This is a genomic window from Agrobacterium sp. MCAB5 (assembly GCF_052114365.1).
Taxonomy (GTDB): Bacteria; Pseudomonadota; Alphaproteobacteria; order Rhizobiales; family Rhizobiaceae; genus Agrobacterium; species Agrobacterium tumefaciens.
In genome coordinates, this window is sequence record NZ_JBFREP010000010.1 from 70,835 (window position 1) to 95,975 (window position 25,141).

The 25,141-nt window shown below is 58.8% G+C and carries 25 protein-coding genes and 1 riboswitch; of the genes, 14 read left to right on the forward strand and 11 right to left on the reverse strand.

From position 1 onward, the window contains the following. Positions 1–69 precede the first annotated feature (69 nt). The 7 genes from AB4Z23_RS20445 (at position 70) to AB4Z23_RS20475 (ending at position 6,917) form a co-directional block, all read left to right on the forward strand. Positions 70–1,485, forward strand: coding sequence for an aldehyde dehydrogenase family protein (locus AB4Z23_RS20445; protein WP_076844215.1), 1,416 nt, complete (start codon positions 70–72; stop codon positions 1,483–1,485). A 196-nt stretch (positions 1,486–1,681) separates the two neighbouring features. Further along, positions 1,682–2,293 carry a glutathione S-transferase family protein gene (locus tag AB4Z23_RS20450; RefSeq protein WP_080802999.1) on the forward strand — a complete coding sequence of 204 codons (612 nt, stop codon included), beginning with the start codon at positions 1,682–1,684 and terminating at the stop codon, positions 2,291–2,293. A gap of 54 nt (positions 2,294–2,347) precedes the next feature. Next, positions 2,348–4,408 carry a 2Fe-2S iron-sulfur cluster-binding protein gene (locus AB4Z23_RS20455; RefSeq protein WP_441360694.1) on the forward strand — a complete coding sequence of 687 codons (2,061 nt, stop codon included), beginning with the start codon at positions 2,348–2,350 and terminating at the stop codon, positions 4,406–4,408. 123 nt (positions 4,409–4,531) lie between these two features. Then, positions 4,532–5,080: a carboxymuconolactone decarboxylase family protein gene (locus AB4Z23_RS20460; protein WP_441360695.1), complete on the forward strand. Its 549-nt coding sequence runs from the start codon at positions 4,532–4,534 to the stop codon at positions 5,078–5,080. Positions 5,081–5,147: 67 nt separating this feature from the next. Next, a complete protein-coding gene (locus AB4Z23_RS20465) occupies positions 5,148–5,612 on the forward strand; it encodes a nuclear transport factor 2 family protein (RefSeq protein WP_111802226.1) in 465 nt (154 codons plus the stop codon). Between the two features lie 61 nt (positions 5,613–5,673). After that, the gene (locus AB4Z23_RS20470; RefSeq protein WP_112523745.1) at positions 5,674–5,949 is read left to right on the forward strand and encodes a hypothetical protein; all 276 of its coding nucleotides are present in this window, start codon (positions 5,674–5,676) and stop codon (positions 5,947–5,949) included. 77 nt (positions 5,950–6,026) lie between these two features. Next, a complete protein-coding gene (locus AB4Z23_RS20475) occupies positions 6,027–6,917 on the forward strand; it encodes a LysR family transcriptional regulator (protein ID WP_003517041.1) in 891 nt (296 codons plus the stop codon). A 19-nt stretch (positions 6,918–6,936) separates the two neighbouring features. On the opposite strand, the gene AB4Z23_RS20480 is transcribed toward AB4Z23_RS20475, so the two are convergent. Beyond that, entirely contained in the window at positions 6,937–7,923 is a 987-nt protein-coding gene (locus tag AB4Z23_RS20480; RefSeq protein WP_441360696.1) for an NADPH:quinone reductase, read from the reverse strand. A gap of 108 nt (positions 7,924–8,031) precedes the next feature. Between AB4Z23_RS20480 and AB4Z23_RS20485 the strand changes: the two genes are divergently transcribed. Further along, entirely contained in the window at positions 8,032–8,361 is a 330-nt protein-coding gene (locus tag AB4Z23_RS20485) for a winged helix-turn-helix transcriptional regulator (RefSeq protein ID WP_003517048.1), read from the forward strand. A 13-nt stretch (positions 8,362–8,374) separates the two neighbouring features. Here the strand turns inward: AB4Z23_RS20485 and AB4Z23_RS20490 are convergent, their stop codons facing one another. Further along, positions 8,375–9,256 (reverse strand): LysR family transcriptional regulator, encoded by an 882-nt coding sequence (locus tag AB4Z23_RS20490; protein ID WP_441360697.1) that lies wholly within the window; start codon positions 9,254–9,256, stop codon positions 8,375–8,377. 138 nt (positions 9,257–9,394) lie between these two features. On the opposite strand from AB4Z23_RS20490, the gene AB4Z23_RS20495 reads away from it, so the two are divergent. Beyond that, on the forward strand, positions 9,395–9,970 hold the full coding sequence (locus AB4Z23_RS20495; protein WP_003526149.1) for an isochorismatase family protein: 576 nt from the start codon (positions 9,395–9,397) through the stop codon (positions 9,968–9,970). Between the two features lie 67 nt (positions 9,971–10,037). Beyond that, the gene (locus AB4Z23_RS20500) at positions 10,038–10,787 is read left to right on the forward strand and encodes a pirin family protein (protein WP_076844229.1); all 750 of its coding nucleotides are present in this window, start codon (positions 10,038–10,040) and stop codon (positions 10,785–10,787) included. Positions 10,788–11,170: 383 nt separating this feature from the next. Here the strand turns inward: AB4Z23_RS20500 and AB4Z23_RS20505 are convergent, their stop codons facing one another. The 9 genes from AB4Z23_RS20505 to AB4Z23_RS20545 form a co-directional block, all read right to left on the reverse strand. Then, complete coding sequence (locus tag AB4Z23_RS20505; protein WP_441360698.1) at positions 11,171–11,839, reverse strand: amino acid ABC transporter permease; 669 nt, start codon at positions 11,837–11,839, stop codon at positions 11,171–11,173. After that, complete coding sequence (locus AB4Z23_RS20510; protein WP_441360699.1) at positions 11,836–12,519, reverse strand: amino acid ABC transporter permease; 684 nt, start codon at positions 12,517–12,519, stop codon at positions 11,836–11,838. Before AB4Z23_RS20510 ends, AB4Z23_RS20505 begins: the two co-directional genes overlap by 4 nt. A gap of 3 nt (positions 12,520–12,522) precedes the next feature. After that, the gene (locus AB4Z23_RS20515) at positions 12,523–13,269 is read right to left on the reverse strand and encodes an amino acid ABC transporter ATP-binding protein (RefSeq protein WP_111801285.1); all 747 of its coding nucleotides are present in this window, start codon (positions 13,267–13,269) and stop codon (positions 12,523–12,525) included. Positions 13,270–13,298: 29 nt separating this feature from the next. Further along, positions 13,299–14,132, reverse strand: a complete 834-nt coding sequence (locus tag AB4Z23_RS20520; protein WP_441360700.1) for a transporter substrate-binding domain-containing protein — start codon at positions 14,130–14,132, stop codon at positions 13,299–13,301. Positions 14,133–14,214: 82 nt separating this feature from the next. After that, positions 14,215–14,415 carry a hypothetical protein gene (locus tag AB4Z23_RS20525; RefSeq protein ID WP_080850342.1) on the reverse strand — a complete coding sequence of 67 codons (201 nt, stop codon included), beginning with the start codon at positions 14,413–14,415 and terminating at the stop codon, positions 14,215–14,217. Positions 14,416–14,420: 5 nt separating this feature from the next. Then, a complete protein-coding gene (locus tag AB4Z23_RS20530; RefSeq protein ID WP_121556227.1) occupies positions 14,421–15,896 on the reverse strand; it encodes an amidase in 1,476 nt (491 codons plus the stop codon). Between the two features lie 5 nt (positions 15,897–15,901). Next, positions 15,902–17,323 carry an MFS transporter gene (locus AB4Z23_RS20535; protein ID WP_441360701.1) on the reverse strand — a complete coding sequence of 474 codons (1,422 nt, stop codon included), beginning with the start codon at positions 17,321–17,323 and terminating at the stop codon, positions 15,902–15,904. 36 nt (positions 17,324–17,359) lie between these two features. Continuing rightward, positions 17,360–18,289, reverse strand: coding sequence for a hypothetical protein (locus AB4Z23_RS20540; protein WP_441360702.1), 930 nt, complete (start codon positions 18,287–18,289; stop codon positions 17,360–17,362). Then, entirely contained in the window at positions 18,289–19,206 is a 918-nt protein-coding gene (locus AB4Z23_RS20545; protein WP_441360703.1) for a hypothetical protein, read from the reverse strand. Before AB4Z23_RS20545 ends, AB4Z23_RS20540 begins: the two co-directional genes overlap by 1 nt. Positions 19,207–19,373: 167 nt before the next feature. On the opposite strand from AB4Z23_RS20545, the gene AB4Z23_RS20550 reads away from it, so the two are divergent. The 4 genes from AB4Z23_RS20550 to ribB all read left to right on the forward strand — a co-directional run bounded on the left by AB4Z23_RS20550 (position 19,374) and on the right by ribB (position 25,140). Continuing rightward, on the forward strand, positions 19,374–20,051 hold the full coding sequence (locus AB4Z23_RS20550; protein ID WP_441360704.1) for a TetR/AcrR family transcriptional regulator: 678 nt from the start codon (positions 19,374–19,376) through the stop codon (positions 20,049–20,051). Positions 20,052–20,525: 474 nt separating this feature from the next. Further along, positions 20,526–22,034: an ATPase domain-containing protein gene (locus AB4Z23_RS20555; RefSeq protein ID WP_441360705.1), complete on the forward strand. Its 1,509-nt coding sequence runs from the start codon at positions 20,526–20,528 to the stop codon at positions 22,032–22,034. Beyond that, positions 21,976–24,081, forward strand: a complete 2,106-nt coding sequence (locus AB4Z23_RS20560; RefSeq protein WP_441360706.1) for an ATP-binding protein — start codon at positions 21,976–21,978, stop codon at positions 24,079–24,081. Before AB4Z23_RS20555 ends, AB4Z23_RS20560 begins: the two co-directional genes overlap by 59 nt. 148 nt (positions 24,082–24,229) lie before the next feature. Then, a riboswitch (FMN riboswitch) is annotated at positions 24,230–24,379 on the forward strand. Positions 24,380–24,498: 119 nt separating this feature from the next. Continuing rightward, entirely contained in the window at positions 24,499–25,140 is a 642-nt protein-coding gene (ribB, locus tag AB4Z23_RS20565; protein WP_013637525.1) for a 3,4-dihydroxy-2-butanone-4-phosphate synthase, read from the forward strand. The last annotated feature ends 1 nt before the right edge of the window (position 25,141 follow it).

Sequence of the window (25,141 nt, forward strand, 5' to 3'; positions counted from 1 at the left end):
TTTTGTCCTACTACACGCAACACTTACCGCATGCCATTTTTGCTGTGAAGCCATCACAGGAGAAGAAACATGCACATCATCGATCGGATCTATATCAACGGGGCGTTTGTCACGCCGCACGGCGATCAATGGGCGCCGCTTTTCAATCCGGCAACCGAGGACCAGATCGGCAGCGTGCGGCTCGCAGATGAGCGGGACGCCGACCGCGCAGTTGCTGCCGCCAAACGCGCTTTCCCAGCCTTTTCGAATACGACCAGAAAAGAGCGGATCGACATGCTGAACCGGCTGCATGCCGCGGTGTCCGCCCGAACCGACGATCTGGCGTCCGCCATGCGTGAAGAATACGGTGCGCCATCGGGCTTCATCGGCTTTTCAGCGTCACGCGCAGGTAGCGTCTTTCTCGACATGGCAAGAACGCTGAAGGACTACGAGTTCCAACGCCGCATGGGCAGCGCCGATGTCGAGATGCGACCGTCGGGTGTTGCCGTGGCGATCACGCCCTGGAACAGCAATTACAGTTTTATCTGCGGCAAGCTCTCCGCCGCCATTGCAGCTGGAGCAACGATGGTGATCAAACCTTCGGAGATGAGCGCCCTGCAGACGCAGGTGATCACTGAATGTCTGCACGCGGCCGGTCTTCCCGATGGCATTTTCAATATCGTCACCGGGTATGGAGGCGTCGTTGGTGCGGCACTGACTGCTCACCGCGACGTGTCCAAGATCACCTTCACCGGTTCCACTGCCACAGGTCGCGGCATTGTTCAGGCGGCCGCGGCCACTATGAAGCGCGTCACAATGGAACTTGGCGGCAAAAGCCCCAGCATCATTCTGGACGATGCCGATCTTGAGGTCGCCATCCCGCAGGTGCTGGTGGCAGGGTTCCGCAACAGCGGTCAGGCCTGCATTGCCGGAACCCGCATTCTTGCTCCAGAAAGCAGGTTCGGTGAAATCGAGGAACGGCTAAGCCACACCATCAAAGACTTCAGGTCGGGAGAACCGGCCGACGAACAGGTTCAGGTTGGTCCGATGGTCAGCCAGAAGCAGTGGGATCGCGTGCAAAGCTATATTCGCCTGGGACAGGAGGAAGGCGCCAGACTGCTGGCAGGCGGCGAAGGTCGTCCGGAAGGGCTGCAGCGCGGCTGGTTCGTCAAGCCCACCATCTTTACCGGCGTCCGCAACGACATGCGCATCGCGCGCGAGGAGATATTCGGCCCCGTGCTATCGCTGATCTCCTACCGCGACGAGGAAGACGCCATCACGATCGCGAACGACACCGATTACGGCCTGCAGGCGCACGTCTTTTCTTCCGACGTCGCGCGGGCAAAACGCGTCGCAAACCAGATCGAGGCAGGCCGCGTGTTCATCAACGATGCGCCGCATGACCCAATGGCACCATTCGGCGGATTCAAGCAATCCGGCTTCGGGCGGGAATTCGGCGTTTTTGGGCTCGAGGCCTTTCTCGAACCCCGTGCCGTACTGTCGTGACATTTAAAGGCCACGCAACTTCTTGGCTGTGTGGCCTGATGCCACGATACCGTCGAGCGAGCCCTGTTGGGTGGCCATTGTTGCACCTGGTGTAATGATGAAGTGTGAAGCACGATCGTTCTCATCACCACGTAATAATAGCAATCTGCAGGTGCGGATCGGGAATTGACCCGAACGATACTCGCAGGAGCGCACAATGAAACTCTATCATCATCCTTTGTCGGGCCACTCGCATCGGGCCCGTCTGTTCCTTTCACTGATCAACCTGCCGCATGAGCTGGTTGAGGTGGACCTCATGTCCGGCGCGCACAAGACGCCCGATTTCCTCAAGATGAACCCGTTTGGCCAGGTTCCGGTTCTCGACGACGACGGCGAATACGTATCGGATTCCAACGCGATCCTGGTCTACCTTGCCAAGAAAACCGGACGGACGGACTGGCTGCCCGATGACCTGAAGAGCGCCGCAGCGGTCCAACGCTGGCTGTCGGTAGCTGCCGGCGAGATCGCTTATGGTCCGGCGGCGGCCCGCCTGGTCACCGTCTTTGGTGCCAAGTTCAATCCGGAAGAAGTCATTGGTCGCGCCCATGCGGTCCTTGGAAAACTCGAAACTCAGCTTTCCGACCGCGAATGGCTGGTTGGCGAACGCCCGACGATCGCCGACGTCGCAATCTACAGCTACGTGGCCCGCGCCCCTGAAGGCAACGTGGATCTCTCCACTTATCCTGCGGTCAACAGGCTGCTTCGTCGTATCGAAGCGCTTCCGGGCTTCGTGGACTTTATCGGGACTCCGGTTGGCCTTGCCGCCTGATCCGCATTCGGGTGCGCGCCGAAGCGTGCCCGATCCCTTCTTAGGAGAGCTGACATGACCGATACTTTGACAAAGCTGCCGACATGGCACGAAGGCGAGAAGTTCATCCAGGAAAAAGTCGGTGTCGCCGAGCGTATGGAGGTCGTCGGCCAGCGGGTCGTTCGCGATTTCATGCCGGATCAGCATCGGGACTTCTATGCCCAGCTCCCGTTCATCGTCCTTGGCAGTGTGGATGGCCACGATGACGCCTGGGCCACCTTTGTCGAGGGCCGACCCGGCTTCATGTCCTCTCCCACGCCGACCACGCTCGATATCCGCTCTACCTTGGAGCCAAGCGACCCCGCCAGCGAAGGAATGGCAGACGGCAAACCGATCGGCCTGCTCGGCATCGAGATGCACACGCGTCGCCGCAATCGCATGAATGGCTTTGTCTCCACCACAGCGAACGGTTATCGGATCGATGTGGATCAGAGCTTCGGCAACTGCCCGCGCTACATACAATTGCGGGATTTCCAATTCGAGAGAGCACCCGGCCAACCAAGCCAGAGCCAGCGTGAAGACCTGTCCGAGCTTGACGACCTTGCTCGCTCCACGATCAAGACTGCGGACGCGTTCTTCGTTGCCTCCTATGTCGACCGCGAAGACAGGCGCCAGGTTGACGTTTCGCATCGCGGCGGGAATGCTGGCTTCGTCCGAGTTGGCGATGATGACGTTCTCATAATTCCCGATTTCGACGGAAACCTTTTCTTCTCGACACTGGGGAATATTCTGCTGAACAAGAAAGCAGGTCTGCTCTTCGTAGACTTCGCGACGGGCGATGTGCTGCAGATGACAGGCGAAGCCGACGTCATCCTGGAATCACCCGAGATTGCGGCCTTCCAGGGCGCGGAACGGCTCTGGACGTTCAGGCCAACCCGGATCGTCCGGAGACCGAATGCACTCGCACTCCGCTGGGCATTCCAGAAGGATGGATGGTCGCCGAATTCTCTGATGACCGGGAACTGGGCGCAGGCAGCAGACCGGATGCGTGCCACCGGACTTTCAGACACGTGGCGGTCGATGACGGTCACAAGGATCGTCGAGGAAAGCACGACGATCCGCTCGATCCATTTCCAGCCAAGCGACGGCGCGGGGTTGCTGCCGCATGCTGCCGGGCAGCACCTCCCGATCCGGCTGGTGCTGCCGGGAAGCGAGCGGCCTGTTGTCAGAACCTACACCCTGTCTGTCGCACCGTCCGATGGCATCTACCGCATCAGCGTCAAACGCGATGGGCTCGTGTCGCAGTTTCTGCACGACAGCATCTCCGTTGGCGACGTGATTGAGGCGCGCGCCCCCGCAGGAGGGTTCGGTGTTGACGCCCGTGCCACGCGCCCTGCAGTGCTCCTTGCCGGTGGTGTCGGCATCACGCCGCTGCTCGCCATGCTTCGTCATGTCGTCTACGAGGGAATTCGCAAACAGCGCATCCGGCCGATCACGTTGTTCCACGCTGCCCGCACGAAGGCCGAGCGACCTTTCGACAAGGAGATCGCCGAACTCGTGGCTGCGGCCAAGGGCGTGGTCCGGGTAGTGCGGGTTCTCAGCGACATCGGCGATGCCACAGAGGGCTCCGACTACGATACTGCCGGCCGTATCGACATGGCTATGCTCACCAAGCATCTGCCGTTCAACGACTACGACTTCTATCTGTGTGGTCCGCCGCAGTTTACGCAGGCGCTCTATGACGGTTTACGCGGCTACAACGTTGCAGACGATCGTATCCACGCGGAAGCGTTCGGACCCTCGTCGCTTGTTCGGTCTGTAGACGCCAAAGATGCCAGGGCCACCCCTTTGCGTGAGCTGCCGTCCGACAGACCGGTGCCTGTCATATTCACGAACTCGCTGAAGGAGGCCCGCTGGGCACCCGGCTCCGGAACGCTGCTGGAACTTGCAGAAGCACGCGGTCTTCAGCCCGAGTTCAGTTGCCGCGAAGGCAATTGCGGTACGTGCAAAACAAAACTCGTCAAAGGCGCTGTGACGTACCTGAAGGAGCCGACAGCGAAGGTTGACGATGACGAGATCCTCCTTTGCTGTGCCGTTCCAGCAAGCCAGGAAGGCGGCATCCAGATCGCCGTCTAAACCAACATTACTACGCCTGACGCAACAGTCCCTTCCTGCTTTTCGACGTTCAACAACAACCGGTTACCAATCATCTTGAGGATCAGAGAGCGACGTCTCTCAAAACCATTAAAGGAGAATACCATGTCACGCATTCCTACCCCCGCCACGATTGAGGAGGCGCCCGAAGCCTCACGGCCGATCCTGGAGACCATCCAGAAGCAGATCGGCTCCGTGCCGAATATCTTCCGCCTCGTCTCCAACAGCCCAGCGGCCCTCAACGGCCTCGCCTCGTTGCAGGGTGCGCTCGGCAAGGGCAAGCTTGCACCCGCCACTCGGGAAAGGATCGCCCTGGCTATGGCCGAAGCCAACGGTTGTGACTACTGCCTTTCGGCGCACACCTTCACCGGAGCGAAGTTCGCCAAGCTCGATGAAGCGGAGATGGCTTCGAACCGCCGCGGAACATCGAACGACGCCAAGGCTGCGGCAGCCGTCGAATTCGCCCGCGCCCTGACGACCGCGCGTGGCTCGGTGGCACCTGGGGAAATCGTAAAAGTTCGGGACGCCGGCTACAGCGACGCGGAAATCGTCGAGATCATTGCGCATGTCGCGCTCAATACCTTTACAAACTACGTCAACGAAGCCCTCGATACCGAGATCGATTTCCCGCGTATCGATCGTCTTGCGGCATGACATTCAGGACGGGGTGACACGATAGCCGTCATCCTTCCCTCCCCTTACGAAACCTGGAGCCATCACAATGTCCCGTCCCCCGCTTCCCCCTTTCACTGAAGAGAGCGCCATCGAAAAGGTCCGCCTTGCGGAAGATGGCTGGAACAGCCGCGATCCTGCCAGGGTAGCGCTCGCCTACACGGTGAATACTCGCTGGCGCAACCGTGCCGAATTCGTAACGAGCCGCGCTGAAGCCGAGGCCTTTCTGGGCCGCAAGTGGAACAGGGAACTCGACTACCGCCTGATCAAGGAACTCTGGGCATTCACGGGCAACAGGATCGCGGTGCGCTACGCCTACGAATATCACGATGACAGCGGCCAGTGGTTCCGGGCCTACGGGAACGAGAATTGGGAGTTTGCCGAAGACGGCCTGATGCGGGCGCGTCACGCCAGCATCAACGAACACCCGATCGCTGAAGCCGACCGCAGGTTTCACTGGCCGCTCGGCCGAAGGCCTGACGACCATCCCGGTCTCAGCGACTTTGGCTTTTGAGCCGGGCGTCGGTCCGTTGGCCTCGTCAATGCCGTCGTTCAAACTCAACGAGCGAGTTCGAGTGTCCGTTGAACTCGCTCTTACCGCATCGAGCGGCGACCTGTCGTGCAAGCGCAAGCAGGAAGACGATAGCCGTGCGCTTGGGCTGACGGGTGCGGAAATCGATCTGGCACGCCGTGGCCTGAGCTTCGATCTGAAAATAGCGAGGGCCATAGCGTTTGCGCTCGCGGTCAATGAGCACACACGTGCACGTGCAAACGCCGCTGGCCTTTGTGAGCGAAGCTGCGTCGAAATCGAGCACCTTGCTGCTGCCAACCGACAGGTCGCTGGCAGCTAATCCATGCCGCGGACGGCTTGCGGTCTTGTCGTCCAGGATTCTACTATGGTCACCGTATCGAGGGCATGGGGGACCGGATGGATCGTTGGCAGGCAATGCGGATTTTCGTGAAAGTAGCGGAGACCGAAAGTTTCGCAGATACCGCCCGCCAGATGCACATGAGTGCTCCTGCCGTCACACGGTCTGTTGCAGCCCTGGAAGATATCATCGGAGCACGCCTGTTCGTGCGAACGACTCGTTCGGTAAAAATGACCGAGGCGGGTGCCCGGTATTTCGAGGACTGCCGCAAGATTTTGTCAGACATCGCTGAAGCAGAGGCGGCAGCGGGCGGCTCCTACGCTACACCGACAGGCACCCTGTCCGTAACTGCTTCGGTCATGTTCGGGCAGATGTATGTGCTGCCCGTCGTGACGGGCTTTCTGGACGCATTTCCGACCATGAAGGCGCGAACCCTGTTTATCGACCGGCCTGTCAATATTGTCGATGAAGGCATCGATGTCGCTGTCCGCATAGGTCACCTCCCCGACTCCGGCCTCTCCGCCATAAAGGTCGGGAGCGTCAGGCGTGTCGTGTGTGGTTCACCGGCATACTTTGACCGACATGGCATTCCGACAACGCCATCCGACCTCAGGGATCATCGCATCGCGGCGTCGACCAGCGCCTGGGCCTCCCCTGAATGGCGCTTTTCCGACGATTTCCGCGTGACGATAGACGCTGCTCTTCAGTGCAACACCAACGAAGCGGCCATAACCTCCGCACGCGAGGGCTGGGGACTGACCCGCGTGCTGAACTACCAGATAGGCCCTGACCTTATGGCGGGCGACCTTCAGATCGTGCTCAGCGAGTTTGAAGAGCCGCCCCTGCCTATCCACATCATGCATCCAGAGGGTCGGAATGCACCCGCAAAAGTGCGGGCTTTCGTTGACATGGCAGTTGCCCGCCTGCGTGAGAACCGTCTCCTGAACTGATCCAGGCGCAGCGGGCAGATCAAAAACCAATCAGAATCTTGCCAATGGCCTTGCCGCTTTCCTGCAGTTCATGGGCCTCGGCAATCTGATCAAGCCCGAGCGTTACGGCGATCTTGGGAACGTAGGCTCCCGAAGCCGCGCAGGCCGAGACTTCCTCGGCGGCATCGCGCATCGCTGTTTCCGGCATCGTATAGACGTAGACGAAACGGAAAGAAAAACCACCAACGAGCGCCGGAAAGAACGGGATCGAGAGCCTGGCTTGCGGCGATCCCGTGGAGTAAGCCGACACGCCCCCGTCACGTGCAAGGCAGGCGATTGCCGTGTCGATGTTGGCGGAGATGTCCACGTCGACAATACGGTCGACGCCGTGACCATCGGTCGCCGACCTTATTTTCACAGCAACATCACCGGCATGCCTGTTGACGACGAGATCGGCTCCGGCTGCGCGGGCAACGTCTGCCTGTTCGTCGCGGCTCACCGTTGCCGCCACCCACGCCCCTGCCCACTTTGCAAGAAGAATGGCGGCGTTACCGACCGCACCGGCGCCACCGTGCACGAGAACCCGCTTACCTCGCAGGTTTGTATCGGCAAACAGGCATCGATGCGCCGTCATCGCGGGGACGCCGAACGACGCACCGACCCCGAAGGGCACGTTGTCGGCCAGCCTGACCGCCTGCCTCGACGGCACCACGACGAATTCCGCAGCCGTCCCGAACGCCCTCCCCGTCTGGGCCATGTAGACCCACACCCGCTCGCCTATACGTGCCTGCGACACGCCGGGGCCGACACTGTCGATGACGCCCGACCCGTCCTGATGCGGAACGATTCTTGGAAATGGCATGGCCTTACCGCCGAAGCCGACACGCGTCTTGATGTCCGAAGGATTGATGCCCGAGACCACGATCCTGACCCGGACTTCCGCCGCCCCGGGCTGGGGATCGGGAAGCTCGCCAACGGTCAATACTTCTCTCGCAGTTCCTTGCCGTTCGTAGAACGCAGCTCGCATAACACACCTCTCCTAAATGTGGCTTCCATCTGGGCGTGACACAGGCAAACTTGCAAGTAGGCAACAGTTTTGCCTATAGGAATAAAAAGTACACTAATGGAGAACTGAATGGCTGTTGGCCCAAAATGCCCGGTAGAAGTTACCGTCGATGTCACGGGCGGCAAGTGGAAGCCGATGATCATCTATCGTCTACTCGACGGTCCGTACCGGTTTGGAGAGCTGCGCCGCCTGGTCGGCGATCCGAGCCAGCGCTCGCTCACGATGCAGCTCCGCGAACTCGAGGCCGACGGGATCGTGAGCCGCGAGGTCTTCGCCGAGGTCCCTCCGCGCGTCGAATATTCCCTCACCGAATTCGGAAAAACGCTGGCCCCCGTGCTGATGGCGATGCGCGACTGGGGAGTTTCCTTCCAGGGTCGCTGTCAATCCACGAAGGCATGACCGGTCGTCCGCGTCAGGGACCGGGCTTTGCCGCGAAGCGCTGCACGAAGAAGTCGATTAGCACCCTGACCTTCCGGGACACGTGCGATCCTGGCGGACGCACGATGTAAACGCCGATCTCCGGCAGGCCGTAGTCCGACATAATCGGCACAAGGGTCCCTGCGGCAACATAGCTTTCCGCGATCACAACCGGCAGTGCAGCGATGCCCAGTCCGGCTGCCGTCCCTTCGGCAATGCCAAGGGCACTATCCGCCTTGAACCTTCCCTGCGCATTGATGACAATGGTTCGGCTACCATCGGACACCTTCCAGCTCTCGGTGCCCTGCAGGATCGCCTGATGTTCAAGCAGATCGGAAGGCTTTCGCGGGACGCCATGGTTCCGGAGGTATTCGGGGTTGGCAAACAATCCAGCCGCGAATGCACCGATCTTCCTCGCCGTCAGGTTCGAGTCCTGCAGATAACCCACACGTATCCCGCAATCAAAGCCTTCCGCCACCAGATCGACGTAACGGTCGCTGTAGTGCGCATGGAGCTGCAAGAGCGGATGCTGGCGAGCCAGTTCGGCGAGCGCTGGCGCAAAATGCCGCGAACCGAAGGATGACGGAACTGCGACGCGCAGCCGTCCCCGAAGCTCCCCGGTCGGCGCCATCTCCTCGCGCGCAACCTCCATTTCCAGGCACATGCGCGCGGCATGCTCGCGAAACGACGCTCCAGCCTCCGTCAGCGACGCACCTCGTGTGGTCCGGGCGAGGAGCTGGACGCCCAGCTCGCTCTCGAGACGAACGAGGCGACGGCTGACGATGGATTTCGGCAATCCGAGACGTCGCGCCGCAACCGTGATCCCGCCGCCATCGGCAACCTCAACGAAAGTCTGCATATCTTCGAAGCTGACCATTATTGCGTTCCACTTTCCGTTCCACAGAGTGGCTTATCCTAGAGCTACCGTGCCGTCTATCGCAACGCTAAATTCCACTCATCGAGCGGACCTAAATCCAACCCGACAGCCGCCGACAACGCAAAAAGGAATACGACAATGCATAAGGACGTTTTTACTCCCGAGAATTCCGCCATGCTGCTGATCGACCATCAGATCGGCACGATGGCCTGGACCCACTCCCACGACATCAACCTGGTCAAGCAGAACGCACTCAAGCTTGCCCGGATCGCAAAAGCCGCCAACATCCCGACCATCCTGACGTCCAGCATGGAAGAACAAATCCAGGGGCCGCTGATTCCGGAACTCAAGGAAATCCTACCCGAGGCGTTCGAAGCCCGCATCAAGCGCCCGGGTATCGTCAACGCCATGCACCACGACGGCTTCAACCAGGCCGTCAAGGCGATCGGCCGCAAGAAGCTGTTCGTCGCAGGCGTGACCACGGAAATCTGCGTCACCTTTCCAGTCCTCCAGATGCTTGACGAAGGTTACGAGGTGCAGGTCTCGGCGGACGCATCCGCCTCTTACACCAAATACGGCGACGATATCGCCCTGAGGCGCATGGAAAAGGCAGGCGCAATTATCACCACTGTCGACCAGATCATCTCGGAACTCGCCGTCGACTGGACGAGCCCGCTCGGCCAGAAGCTCGTCGGCATCCTGAACTACCACTGACAACGCAAGTCGCTGTGTTCGGCGCGGGCGATTGTCGCCCGCGCCCGAGATCGAAGGAAACAGTCCAATGACCATCACCAAAATCCCTGCAGGACGTATGCGCGGCAATATCGGCCAGGGCTTCGGCGTCGAGATCATGTATCCGGGGCTGTCACTGACAACCGACGACAGCGGGATCGGTCCCATCGGCAGGATTGACCGCGCCCAGGTTCAGCCGGGTCATCTCATAGGCATGCATCCGCACAAGGACGACGAAATACTGACCTACATGCGCGGCGGCGAGATGCTGCACCGAGACACCGTCGGAAACGAGAAAAAGCTCGACAAGACACGTTTCATGATGATGAACGCCGGCCATCACTTCCAGCATGAAGAGCTTATGCTTGGGGAAACACCCGTCCGGGCCCTACAGATTTTCCTGCGTCCTAACGCTCAAAATCTTGAGCCAATGGTGCAGTTTCATGATTTCGTTGATGAATTCAGTGACGATAGCTGGAGACTGATTGCAGGGCCACGAAAAGCGCCATTGACGGTAAGATCCGATGTCTGGGTCTTTGACGTGCGCCTCAGCGCAGGCACGACGCTGAGATTGCCAACCCCTGATAACTCAGGGTTGGCTTGCCTGCTCTTTGTCTTCAAGGGGAAAATTCGATTTGGAAACGAGACGGTCTGCGACGGAGAGAGCGTGTTCGTGACCTCGTTCGAACAACATCCAACGGCATTGACCGAGACCGATATCGTCTTGTTCTCGTTCGATACTGACGTCCAGGTATATCGTGGCGGCATGTTCAGCGGCAACCAGAAACGGGGCCGCTGAAGTCGTTGCTCGAGCGGCGCAAACGTGAACCAGGGCTTTCTCACGCCAAGTCTCTTCCAACGTTTCGGTGTCTCCCACCGATGGTGTTTTATGCATAGCAAAGGGCACCACTAGATCGGCAGCATCGCCAGCGGCTTCCGTGGCCATCCTCGATGAACGGAAGAGCAGTTCTGGCTAATCGTCGCTACCCTCCCAATCTTCATAGCGATCGCTGATGCGGATCACGAAGACCGTAGCGTCCTCGCCTACCCGGTAGACAGGCATCGATCTCAATCGAACGAAATGACGCAGGGCGAAGGGGCTTCACCTCGTCTGCTGCCCTATAGAAGCATGGCCCACTCCAGCGTACGGTCGTCGGATAGACCTGGCAGTGGGTTGGAGCTCTAAACCGTTTGCGGCTTCCGTTCCAGCCGGCCTGAAAGCCGAACCGCTGGTAAAAGGATTATAAGATAGATTATCGCCGCCAGCGTCAGCGACGAGGTGTTGAACGTCACGGACCGTATGGTGCTGGCCGAATAAAGAAGGTCGTGAACACCAACAATCGAGGCTAGTGAAGTCGCTTTCACAACCTCGATCGTATTGGATGCAAGATCCGGCAGCACGTTGCGCAATGCTTGCGGCAGCACGACATAACGAAGGGAATCTGTGTATCCAAGGCCGGTGGAGCGGGCAGCTTCCATTTGCCCCCGCGACACCGAACCGAGGCCCGCTCGAATGATCTCGCAATAATAAGCCGTGTTGTTGAGCAACAGCGCAATGATCGCGCACAAGATCGCAGGCAGCCTGATGCCTAGAAACGGCAGGGCGGAGAAGGTGACGATGATCAGCACCAGCGGCGGCATGGTGCGAAAGACGTTAACCCATGTCCTGACAATCCAGCGCAGCACCGGCGAGCGCGCTTCAGACATCAGCGCTAACCCAAGGCCGATACCGAAACCAACGGGTGCCAGCACGGCCGTGAGCACGAGGGTGATCATCAGCCCGGAGATGAGATAGGGTAGCGCCTGGCTCATGATGTCGAGATTGAAGAATTGTTCGATCAGATCGGTCATGTCCGCGTCCCCCAGGCCATACGTTTTTCAAGGCCGCCTGCCAAAGCCATCAGCGGCATGAAGATGATCAGATAAAGGATCGCCGCCATGATCAGTGGCGTCGCATTTCCGGAGAAGGACAGCGCGGTCTGCGCTTCGTTCAAAAGCTCTGGCATGCCGATTGCTGTTCCAAGCGCCGTATTCTTGGAAATGGCCAGTGCACGGTTGGTCAGCGGCGGGATGCAAAGCCGCATGGCCTGCGGCAAGACCACATAGCGCAGGGTCTGTGCATTGGTCATGCCGGTCGAGCGAGAGGCTTCCCATTGCCCCGGGCCGACGGCTGAGATCCCGGCCCAGAAAATCTCCTCGGCGAAAGACGCAAGTATGAGAGAAAGCGTCAGCCAGAGTACCCAAGATGCAGAAAGGCTGATACCGACACTTGGCAAGCCGAAATAAAGCAGCAGCACGACCGAGAGCGGCGGAACAGCTCTAAAACAGTCGACGAAAAGGCGCAGGAACCACACGACAGCCTTGTTCGACACAAGACGGATCAGCGCCAACGCAAGTCCGGACAGGAGCCCGGCGATTACGATCGCCAGCGACAGATAGATCGTAATCCAAGCGCCACGCAGCAGATCGGGCAGATATGTTTGCGCGACCGCCCCGTTGAAGAAGAGATCGACGAGACCGGTGATATCCATCGCTCAGTGTCCGTGCGAGAGAAATTGGAAAGCGCGGCTTTCCGCGCCACGCGCCAGAATTTCGGCGGGCGTTCCGATCTCGACGATCTGCCCCGCCTCCATGAAGGCGACCCGGTCCGCAGCCTCGCGGGCAAAGCGCATCTCGTGACTGACCACCAGCATGGTCATGCCTTCTTTTTTCATATCCATCATCGCCTGCAGAATTTCGGCGACGAGTTGCGGATCAAGCGCCGAGGTTGGCTCGTCGAGAAGCATGACCTTCGGCCCAAGCGCAAGCGCCCTCGCGATAGCGACGCGCTGCTGTTGGCCGCCGGAAAGCTGCGATGGGTAATGCGTCAGGCGGGCGCCGAGACCCACACGGGTCAATTCACGGCGCGCGATTTCCCGCGCCTCGTTCGTGGATTTCTTCTGCACCCTCTGCAATGCCAGCATCACATTCTGTTCGGCTGTCATGTGCGGGTAAAGATTGAACTGCTGGAACACCATGCCGATGCGCTGGCGCATGTTGTTGATGTCTGTCGCCACGGCGGTGATATTGATTCCGTCGACAATGATCGCGCCGTCCGTCGGCTCTTCCAGCCTGTTGCAGCACCGCAGAAGAGTGGATTTTCCAGACCCCGAGGGTCCGATCAAGAACACCAGCTCACCCGGCATGACGCGCAGGTTGATGTTGTTGAGAACATTCACGCCGTTGAAGGACTTATACAGAGCATGAATGTCGAGCATGGGCTGCGCGATCGATTGCGACATGGTTCTAGGCCTTAATCAGTCAGTCTGTTTCAGTTGCACGACAATTCGTGCGGCGTCGCATCGTAATTGCCGAGGCCGACCGGGCCGAAACCGGCTTGCGGGGTCACTTCCAGCGATCCGGCCTCAGGCTTCACGCCAAGCCATTTTTCATAAAGCGATGCTGCCGTGCCATCCGACTTGATGCACTCAATGACGGTTTCGATCTGCGCACGCAGTTCTGGCGAGGACTTGGGGATCGTGTAAGCGAAGTAGCGGCCGGTGGTTTCCTTCAGGTCGGCAGCCTTCAGTGCCGGATTGCGCTTGGCGAAGGTCAACGCAGTCGGCACGTTCATGATCGCCGCATCCGCGCGCCCTGCCTGAACGGCCTGCGCGGCATCGCTGAGCGATGCATAGGACTCGATCGTCCAGCCGATTTCGCCGGCCTTCTCGCGCGCCCACTTCTCGTCGGCGTTGCCCTTGTTGGCGGCAATGACCTTGCCCTTCAGCTGGTCGTAGCTCTTCAGCGCCGGCGCATCCTTTTTGGTCACGAAGGCGAGATCGGCAGACCAGATACCTTCCGTCAGCAGAAAGATGTCGGAGCGTTCCTTCGTTACCGTCATCGGAACCGACAGCATGTCGTAGGTGCCCGCCTGCAGGGCCGGAATCAGCGCCGAAAATGCCATGGCGTCGATTGTAATCTTGCGGCCGAGGCGCTTGGAAATCTCGTTTGTCATGTCGACGGTCAGACCTTCGATGGAACCGTCCATCTTCGGTTGGGCGAAGGGTGGTGCATTGCCGTCGAGTGCACTCTTCAACGGTTCTTGGGCAAAGGCGGGCCCAGCCGCAACGGCGAGCAGGGCAATGATGGCGTAGATTTTTTTCATGGTCGTTCCCCTTTATATTTTAATCAGGCTACAGAATTCGAATGAACATTTCAAATGGATGTTTCATTCATTTTTATTATTTTTAGACTTCCAGATCGCGGCGCGGTCCAACCAGCGGCTCGAAGGTTTTATCCGTGACGCGCGGGATCATGCGTCCCACTTCAAGCGCCTTGCGGAACGTGATCGCGGCAGCGGCCAGTTCATCGCCGGTCGGGGCCGTCTCGCCGCAACCTCTCCACAGCACCTGAACGGCAAGGCCCAAATCCTTGGTATCCTGAGACATGCGACTTACCCTTCTGCCCTGGTGGCGATTGAAAGAACATGCTGTGGCTCTGCCCGCATCGGGTTGGGGGTCAGAACCTGTTCGAGCGCCCACGCCGCGCGCATCAGCAGCGCTTCGTTCCTGAACCCGGCCGCCAGCTGTACGGACAGCGGCAGGCCCTCCGGCGAAAACCCAGCAGGCAGCGCCAGCGCCGGATGGCCGGACAGCGAGAACGGGCTACCGGCAGAACCTGCCGTATAGGAAATGACCGCCGGATTGTCGTGAATGGGCGGCGCCACCCGATAGGTCATCGGTAGCAAAAGCACATCGACCTTCGCGAAAATCTCATCAGTGCGGGCAACAAGCGCACGCCTCTGGCGCAGGGCTGCAAGGTAGTCGGCAGCCCTCAGATACATGCCCATTTCGAGCTTTTCGCGCAGCGAACGGCCCATAAGATGCCGATGCTCGAGATAGTCGCGCTCATGAATGGAAAAACTCTCCGCCCGGTTGATCGGCATGGCGATCGAGCGATATTCGGATGGCGCAATCGGCAGGTCGATTTCGACCACCTCAGCGCCCAGTGCGGCAAACATCGCCGCGCTTTTGGCAAGAGCATCGAGAATAGCCGGCTCCGGCGCTACGCCACCCGGATCGAGATTGCGGACGAACCCGATCTTCAGATCTTTTACGCCGTCCTTCAGACCCGGCAGTGTCGGCTCAACCGGCACGGAAAGGCTGACGGGATCGGCTTCGTCAAAACCGGCAATCACATCATAGATGAGTGCCGTGTCCTCGGTGCTGAGCGCCAGTGGACCTGGCGTGTCGAAACTCCAGCAATTCGGCATGACGCCATGACGGCTGATGCGACCGAAGGTGGCCTTCAGCCCGACGAGACCGCAGGCCGCGGCTGGCAGGCGCACCGAACCGCCCGTATCGGTACCGATTGAAAACAGTGCGGTGCCCGCCGCGACAGCCGCAGCCGAGCCTGTCGAGGATCCACCGGTAAAATGCGCGGTATTCCAGGGGTTACGGCTTGGCGGCGCATCAAGATCGAAATGTACGGCACCGGTCCCTGTGCCGTATTCCCAGGTATTCAGCTTTCCCACGAGAATGGCGCCAGCCGCTTTCAGCCGCGTTACCAGCGTGGCTGTCATGTCGGGATCGTGGCTCTGCGGAACACGTGAGCCGCCGGTCGTTTCCATGCCCGCGGTGTAGATGTTGTCCTTAACCGCGAAGGGAATGCCATCAAGCGGGCCGAGCAGCGTCCCGCTTGCGGCCCGCTCGTCCGATGCGACGGCGTTCTCGCGCGCAGCGTCTCGATCCATGCGCAGATAGGAATAGATCACGCCGTCGACCGCATCGATGCGGGCAAATACGGCTTCCAACAAAGCCGATGGCGTGATCTCGCCGCTCCCGATTTGCCGCCCTGCCTCTGCCACCGAAAGGCCGGCAAGTCCGATGCCTGCCTTTGCCGTTGCTTCTGTGTTTTCTGTAGCCTTCATGAGCGTCAGCTCCTTGCACTGTATGCTTTGTGGCGGCTTACGTCAGCGCCATCGGCATGTTGTAATCCGAGGAAAAAAATGCCGGACAAAGCGGTTAATCCGGCAACGACGAAAATGGAGGCCGAGATGGCATCCGCCGGTATTGTCACGCCCATTGCCTGGATTTGCGCCACCAGTACCGCCGCAACGGAGATGCCCAATCCCATCGACAATTGCTGGCCGACACCGCCAAGCGAGGTACTCGCGCTTTGCCTCGTCCTGGGAATATCGGCGAAGAGAAGCGCGTTCGTCGTGTTGAACTGAAGAGAGCGCATGACGCCAAACAGGAAGACGACGCAGACCGTGATCGCGAGTGGTGTGTCCGGTCCGATCCAGCCGATCAGCGCAATGGTCACCGCACCCAGCATGGCGTTACCAAACAGCGTTACCTTGAAACCGAATTTCGCCAGCACCCGCCGCATCATGGGTTTGAGTGCAATCGCGCTTGCGGCAACGATGAAGACAATCCAGCCGGCATCCGCCGCGCTCCAGCCAAAACCGATCTGCAATTGCAGCTGGAAAAGGAAAGGCAAGGCATTGAAGCCAAGGCGCGAAAGTCCCCCGCCGAAGAAGCCCACCCGGAACAGACGCAGCTTCAATAGCGTGAGGTCAAGCGCTGGCGCTTCACGCCTCGCCATATGGCGGGCGTAGAACAAAACGCAGACCGGCAGGATTGCAATCATGACAAGGATCGCGGAGATCGGCAGGAAGACATGAACCAGCTGGTCGAGCAGCAGCTGTACCGCGCCGAGAAACACGGCACAGGCCACGAAACCCCAGAGGTCGAAATTATAGCGTTCCCCGGGCTCGTCGCGTGGCAGCAAACGCGCTGCGAAAATCATGCCGAGAATGCCGAAGGGCATCTTCACAAAAAAGATCCACTGCCAGGAAAGGTAGGTTACCACATAGCCGCCGATCAACGGCCCCAGCACCGGACCGACAAGTGCCGGCGTCGACATCCAGGCAATGGCCGAGGCCAGTTGATCCTTCGGTGCCGCTCGAATGAGAAGCAACCTGCCAATCGGCGTCATTAGCGCCCCGGCCACCGCCTGCAAGGCGCGCATCGCGACAAGCGTCGCAAGGTCCTGCGCCAGCGCAGCGCCCACCGACATCAGCATGAATGCGCCCATCGCCCACAGGAAGATACGTTTCGCACCAAAACGATCAGCCAGCCATGCGCTTGCCGGGATCACGGCCGCCAGCGTCACGAGATAGATCGAGAGCGCCAGATTGACGCGCAGAGGCTCAATGCCGAAGTCGGCCGCAATCGCCGGGATTGCCGATACCATGATCGTGCTGTCGAGCCCTTCGATCAGAAAGGCGGCCGAGATCGAAAGGGAAAGCAGCATGAGGCTGCGCTCCCCTGAAAGGCGAGGCGTTGAAACCATCTGGGTCTATCCGGTGCGTGAGGTAACGCTCAGGCGCTAAAGCCCAATCGTTGCCTCGATTATTTCGGGAACGGTGACGCTCTTGGCACCCTCGATCGCGAAAATCTGGTCGAGTATCCGCTCGAAAGCGGCAATCCTGTAGGGTTGCCCCATGATCCAGGGCGAAAGGTTGATCGTAAGCAGACGGCCGTGCCCAATTTCCTTTGCTTCTTTAGTCAGACGCCTGGCGGCCGCTATGAAGCTGCGTTCCACATCCTGCAGAGGCTGCTTTCGAACAGCGAGCATTTCACGGTCGGAAAGCTCCATCGTCGAGGGCAGCGCAATGATCTCGCCGGCACCGGTGTCGAAACGATAAGGCACCTCGTCATTGACCCAGTCTGCAATCGCCGTCACGCCGGCTTCGACCAAGAGGCGCGGCGTGCGCGTCGATTGCGACCAGGATGGTGAATGCCATGCAACAGGTGTTACGCCGAAACCATCGAAGATGGTGAGCGTTTCGGCAATCATCGCGGCTTCCGTCTTTTCATCCAGCCCTTCGTGGTGGATCGAACCGGCATCAAGGCTCGCCGCTACGATTTCCCACCCCTCACCGAGAATTTCCCGCATCAGGATCGGGTAACGCTGTGCGACACGGGCATTGAGGAAGGCGCTTGCTGTCAGTCCCCTTGCCTTCAGCGCATCCATCATCCGGAAGATACCGACCCGGTGACCGTAATCGCGCTGGGTGTAGGTCTGCGTGTCCGGCCATGCCCGGTTCGGCGCACCGACCGGCAGAAAAGGCTTGCCGGAGATGTTGAGTGGAAACCACTCGACGGCAATCTGGATCCAGACGCCGAGCGTGGTGTCGCCAGACCATTGAAGCCTGCGCTCGCTCCAGGTGTCGCGCCAGGCGTAGAAGTCGTGATCCATCTGACGGTGACGGCGCAGCGGCGTTTCGAGATAGGCGGGTCCGGTTGGTCGGATCATCATTGCTCTCCCTCAAGCTCGGACAGCCAAGCGGACATCTGGTCGTAGTGGTGCCCGTAATACCAGTCGGCGATTTCGCGCGCCGTCGGATACCAGACCTGATCATGCGATTTGACGTAGTCGAGGAATTCGGCAAAGGCATCGATGCGATGCGGATGCCCGAGCACCAGTGGGTGGATCGCAAAGCACATTACGCGGGCGCTGTCGGCGCCTTCGATATAAAGCCGGTCGAACTGCGCCTTCAGTGACGCGAACATTTCGTCCACCGAGTTATTGTTCCAGGCCGCCATCGGAATGTCGTTCATCTCGATGGAATAGGGCACCGAAATAAGCTTGCCGCTTTTCAAGTTGAGCGGCATCGGCTGGTCGTCATGGAAGTAGTCGAGGGTATAGCGAATACCTTCCTGCGCCAGAATTTCCTGGGTCTCGAGGCTTGGCGTAATGGCCGGCGTCAGCCAGCCGTCCAGCCGCTGACCGACCTTCGCCAGTGTCTCGCGGGAATCGATGACGACCTGGCGCTGCTCGTCAGGCGTCATGCCGTAGAAGTAGCGGCTGTTGTAGACCCCATGGCTGAAAAGTTCCCAGCCCAGATCGTTGCAGCGCTTGATGATATCAGGATAATGGTCGCATACGGCCACCGAAAGCGAAACCGATCCGCGAATGTCGCGCTTGGCCATCTCGTCCGCAATACGGCGGAAGCCGATGCGATTACCATAATCGCGCGAGGAATAGTACAGGACGTCCGGCAGGGTACGGAACGGAAAGCGATTGGGATTGACCGGTGGCTGCCATTCGTAGTGCTCGATGTTCGGCGCCAGCCAGAAGGCGAGGCGCGCACCGTCCGGCAGGGCAATCTTGGGCCTGCCCCGCATCGGCGCATACCGATACTGTCCCGTATCGACGTTTGCTTGCATCATGTCGTTCCCGTCACGTTCCCAGCTTCATTCACGATATGTCTTTGTCAAACACATCATTGAAACATTTGTTTTGAACGTTATATTCAAACATCTGCTGGTGCAAGTCTGTTTTTTTCGGTAGAGCATCGTAACTAAAGAAAACAGGCAAGACAGGGATGGAGACCTCCATGGAAGAGGAAGACGCAACAACGCGCCGGAGTGAAACACGCGATGCGATCCTGAGTGCTGCCAAGGAACTCGTTGCGCGCAAAGGCCCCAAGGGCACGACCGTGCGCGATATTACCGAGGCGTCTGGTGCCAATACGGCAGCGGTCAATTATTACTTTCAGTCGAAGGATGCACTTGTCCGTCTCGCAACGCAGGAGATCACCGGCGACGTAAACCAGCAGCGCCTATCGCGCCTCACCGAAATGGAACAGGCGGCAGGCGAAGCGGCGCTGACGCCCCGCCAGATCCTCGAGGCTCTGATCGAGCCCATCCTGACCGCTTCCCGGTCCAGCGACGGCGGAAGCCTTTACGTCCGGAACGTTTTCCAGATGCGCGTCGATGCCCGCGCCGGATACAACAATTTCAACATCAACAGCCATGCGGCGCATCGCTTTATCAAAGCGATGCAGAAAACCTTTCCCGAACTCGATCTGGAAGATGTCATCTGGAATTACGAGTTCGCACGCGGTACGTCGGTCCATCTTTTGGCAAACCTTGATCCTGTCTCGCGTCGGTTTGAACAGCTGATGCTCCCCCCCGGTGAAACCCTGCCGCAAACGCCCAGATTTGAGCTTGGTAAAAGCGCGGTTGAGCGAGTGATTGCAGTTATTATGCGTGGGTTCGGCAAGCCTCTCTGAGATTCCAAAATATAAGCGGGCAGTGTCGGCGACTACATTACAAACAAGCTTCGCGTCCACTCGCTTCCCAACGGCATGCTTATCGATCGGTCCGATCTTCACACCACAACGGCGGCGCCCGAACGTCCTGCGAGTGAACACAACGCGCGTGCCATTAAAAACACGCAACTGAGGAGGGTTTGCTTCAGTGCTTAAGGTTGATCCAGTCTTCGGAAGAAGAACCTTCTTCCCCGGGGACTCAATCGAGATGCTGTTTGTGACCTGACCTCCGCAGATTACTCCCGAAAGAGCCACGCGCACCCGGTGAAGTCAGCTTCAGGCCTCTACAAATTACGGTGCCAACCGTCGCCAAACGCTGCGCGCTGCGGCGCTGCGGCGGGCGCCGTTGGTAGTCCGGGCTCAGACACTCCCGCGCCTACGCCCTTGATTCTCCTGAGGTCGCGCCCTAGATATTTTAGAAAGTCCGGAGGAAACATGCATCAGGTTCTAAGTCAAAAAGCAGAAACTGGCGTCAAGGGACTGGATGATGTTCTTTCCGGTGGCTTTACGCGCAGGCATGTCTTTTTACTTGAGGGCTCTCCAGGGACTGGCAAAACAACGATTGCTTTGCAGTTCCTTATTGAAGGAGAAATACGCGGCGAGCGCTGCCTTTACATCAGCCTGTCGGAAACGGACGAAGAATTGCGCGATTGCGCCAGATCGCATGGCATGGAGATTGGTAGCGGGATCGAGATATTTGAACTCGTCCCCCCGGAAAGCCTTCTCGACGCCGAACAACAGCAAAGCCTACTCTACTCCTCAGATCTCGAGTTGGGTGAAACGACAAAACTGATTTTCCAAGCCTTTGAGCGGATCAAACCTCAACGCGTCGTAATTGATAGCCTCTCTGAAATTCGCCTTCTAGCGCAGAGTTCGTTGCGATACCGCAGACAAATCCTCGCATTGAAACACTTCTTCGCTCGCTCCGATGCAACGGTGCTGCTGCTTGATGACATGACGTCGGAAAATTTTGACAAGACGGTCCATAGCGTAGTTCACGGTGTCATTCATCTCGAACAGCTTGCTCCCGATTACGGCTCCGAGCGGCGTCGGTTGAGAGTGATCAAGTATCGCGGTCAGTCGTTTCGCGGCGGCTATCATGATTTCACTATCAAGACTGGTGGCGTTGCGGTTTTTCCGCGCCTTCGCGCGATTGAGCACAGAACCGAATTCGAACGAACGACCCTCTCGAGCGGTCTTTCCGAATTCGACGGCCTGCTCGGTGGGGGCGTGGAGCGTGGATCAAGCACTCTCCTCATCGGCCCTGCTGGAACCGGAAAGAGCCTGTTTGCTCTGCAGTTCGTCAACGCCGCAGTCGAGCGTGGGGAAAAGGCTGCGGTCTTCATTTTCGATGAAGAACTTGGTCTCCTTTACGCACGCACCAGATCAATGGGTATCGACTTGGAGAAGCTGCAGGCAGATGGGCACGTCCACATCGAGCAACTCGATGCCGCCGAACTATCACCGGGGGAATTTGCACAGCGTGTGCGCGACCGGGTATCAACTTTCGATGCCAAGACAGTGGTGATCGACAGCATCAATGGCTACCAGGCTTCTATGCCGGAAGAGAATGCTCTCATCTTGCACATGCACGAACTGCTACAGTACCTCAACAGGCAGGGAGCCAATACATTCCTGACGGTCGCCCAGCATGGCCTCGTCGGGGACATGAAATCGCCCGTCGATGTCACTTATCTGGCAGATAGCGTCATCCTTCTGAGATATTTCGAGGCGCTCGGAAAAGTGCGTCGCGCCGTATCAGTGATCAAGAAGCGCACAGGTCCTCACGAAGACACGATCCGTGAGTTCAGAATATCCGGCAACGGACTGACCCTCGGAGAACCACTTTCCGACTTCCAGGGCATCCTTCGCGGCGTTCCAAACTTTGTCGGCGATCAACACCCGCTTCTTCCTCTCAACGGGGAGGGTAGCAAGAATTCCTAACGGCGACACACGCGCACTTGTCTATGCTCCGATCGGCCGCGATGCGCAAATTGCAGCGTCACTCCTGAAGGAAGCTGGTGTATCTTCCACCACCGTGGCTGATATTGCGTCGTTTGTCGCCCATCTGGGGGACAACATCGCCTTCGCTGTGGTGACCGAGGAGGCATTTCGTTCAGCGGACCTGAAAGGGATTTTTGCTTGGATCGCAGCGCAGCCCAGTTGGTCTGACCTGCCATTCATTATCCTGACAAACCGCGGCGGAGGACCTGAACGCAACCCGACTGGGGCGAGGCTGTCTGAGGTTCTGGGAAATGTGAGCTTTGTCGAGCGACCTTTTCATGCGACGACTTTCATAAGCGTTGCCCGGTCGGCCATGCGCGGTCGCCGGCGGCAGTTCGATGCCCGGGCCAGAATGGAAGCACTCGATGAAGGCGAGCGTCGCCTCCAGACGGCCCTTGCCGCCGGCCGACTTGGCGCGTGGGAGCTCGATCTTGCAACCAATGAACTGACCACTTCGGCAACATGTCGATTAATTTTTGGCCGCGGTCCCGACGAAGAGTTTTCCTATGCGGACCTCTTAGCATCGGTCCATCCTGATGACTTCGAGCGCATGCAGTTGGCTGTTCGTGCAACGATCGAAACGGGCGCCGACTACGCGATAGAATACCGAACGGTCTGGAATGACGGGTCTACCCACTGGGTGGAGATCCGTGCCCAGCTCTACAGGGACCGCACTGGCAAGGCCATCAAGCTTGTTGGCGTATCGGCCGACATAACCTCACGTCTGAAAGCGGAAGAGCATCAACGGCAGTTGAATGAGGTTCTGGAAGAGCGCGTCGCGGAGCGAACGCGTGAACTGGAAGAAGCATATGCTACTGTCATGGAAGAGGTAAGCCAACGAGAACGAGCTGAGCAACAGTTGCGCCAGTCCCAGAAGATGGAAGCGATCGGCCAACTCACCGGCGGCGTGGCGCACGATTTCAACAACCTCCTGATGGCCGTCCTTGGCAATCTTGAGTTACTGCGAAAATACGTTGGCAATGACGCAAGGGCAGTCCGTCTCATCGAGGGTGCCCAACAGGGCGCAAAACGTGGCGCTTCCCTCACCCAGCGGCTTCTCGCTTTCTCGCGCCGGCAGGACCTACGCATTGACCCGGTCGATATGCGAGCGCTGGTCACCGGAATGGAAGACCTTCTGAAAAGGTCCGTCGGCTCAACAGTGGTGATCAAAACTGACGTGCCAGATCACCTTCCTCTGGTCTCGGCCGACGCCAACCAGGTCGAGCTCGCGCTCCTCAATCTCGTTGTCAATGCCCGTGATGCCATGCCTGACGGAGGCGAGATCGTTATCGGGCTGCACGATGTCCATCAGAACGTCCAGGCCGGTGAGCTTGCGGCAGGCAATTACGTCGTCCTCTCGGTCGTCGACCAGGGCCACGGAATGGATCGTGACACGCTGCTAAAGGCTATCGAGCCGTTTTTTTCGACCAAGGAACTTGGAAAAGGCACCGGTCTTGGTCTTTCCATGATCCATGGCCTGGCGTCCCAGTTGAAAGGCGACCTCAAGCTGACAAGCGAACTGGGTAAGGGCACAAGGGCGGAACTGTGGATCCCAATCTCGACATCCGAAATCACAAATGACTCCGCAGCGATTGAGGTCTCGGCTGGCCCGACCGCGAGCGCCTCAGGACCGAAACGAATACTGCTGGTGGATGACGACCCTCTCATAGCGATGAGCTCAGCCGATATGCTGATGGACCTCGGTCACGATGTCGTTGAAGCGCATTCGGGGAAAGAGGCACTGGAACATCTGGGAGACGGAAGCGGCTTTGACCTCCTGATCACCGACTATTCAATGCCCGGCATGACCGGTGGAGATCTGGCAATTGCAGTGCGCCATATTGTCCCAAAGCTTCCGATACTCATCGCCTCGGGCTATGCAGAACTGCCGCCTGGAGTTGATCTTGACGTTGCACGGCTCGGCAAGCCTTATACGCAGGATCAGTTGGAGCGGGAGCTTCGTAAGCTGTTTAACGATCCGACGTAAACGCCGCCTTCTGGTCTCTTACCCCAGACAATTCTAATTCCGAAATGAAATACCCGGTCTCGAATATAATCGAGATATCCGTTTCGCGCGCGCGGAGGCTGGCAAAATATTGCCGCTTGCGTCCTCCCCATTTGATAACTTATGTTGGCAATGTTCTCAGGGCGGGGTGCAATTCCCCACCGGCGGTATCGGGATTTTCCCGGAGCCCGCGAGCGCTTCCGGTCTCCAAAGCCGGAAGGTCAGCAGATCCGGTGAGAGGCCGGAGCCGACGGTATAGTCCGGATGGAAGAGGACAAGGCAAAAGACGCCCGCATGCAGCGGGCTTCACATTGCATTGTTCGCCCAAGGGATATTTGGCGCTTCTTGAAGCGCGAAAATGCCGCAAAACGGCATAACCCTTGAAAGGCTTGAAAGAAAATGACCATTGCTAAAATTGAAGACGCAATCGAAGCCATATCCCGTGGCGAGATGGTAATTGTCGTTGACGACGAAGACCGCGAAAACGAAGGCGATATCATCGCCGCGTCCGACAGCATAACCCCGCAGCAGATCGCATTCATGATGAACCATGCGCGCGGGCTGATCTGCGTCGCCATGCCGGGAGAGCGCCTCGACGCGCTCGACATTCCGCTGATGGTGTCGCGCAATACCGAATCTCTCAAGACAGCCTTCACCGTCTCCGTGGACTATATTCCCGGCACCACGACAGGCATTTCCGCTGCAGACCGGGCAAAGACCGTGCGTGCGCTGGTGTCGGAAGGCTCGCGTCCCGAAGACTTCGCCCGCCCCGGCCATATCTTCCCGCTACGCGCCAACCCTGCAGGCGTGCTCGGCCGCACCGGCCACACGGAAGCCGCCGTCGATCTGTGCCGCCTGGCAGGCAAGTACCCCTGCGGCACCATCTGCGAAGTCGCCAATGACGACGGCACCATGGCCCGCCTGCCCCAGCTCGAAATCTTCGCCGAACGCCACGGTCTGCTCGTCGTGACGATCAAGGACCTCGTTGCCTATCTGAAGGGCGAGGTTGTCGAGGAAGTGGCGCAGAAGCAGGTTGCCTAGT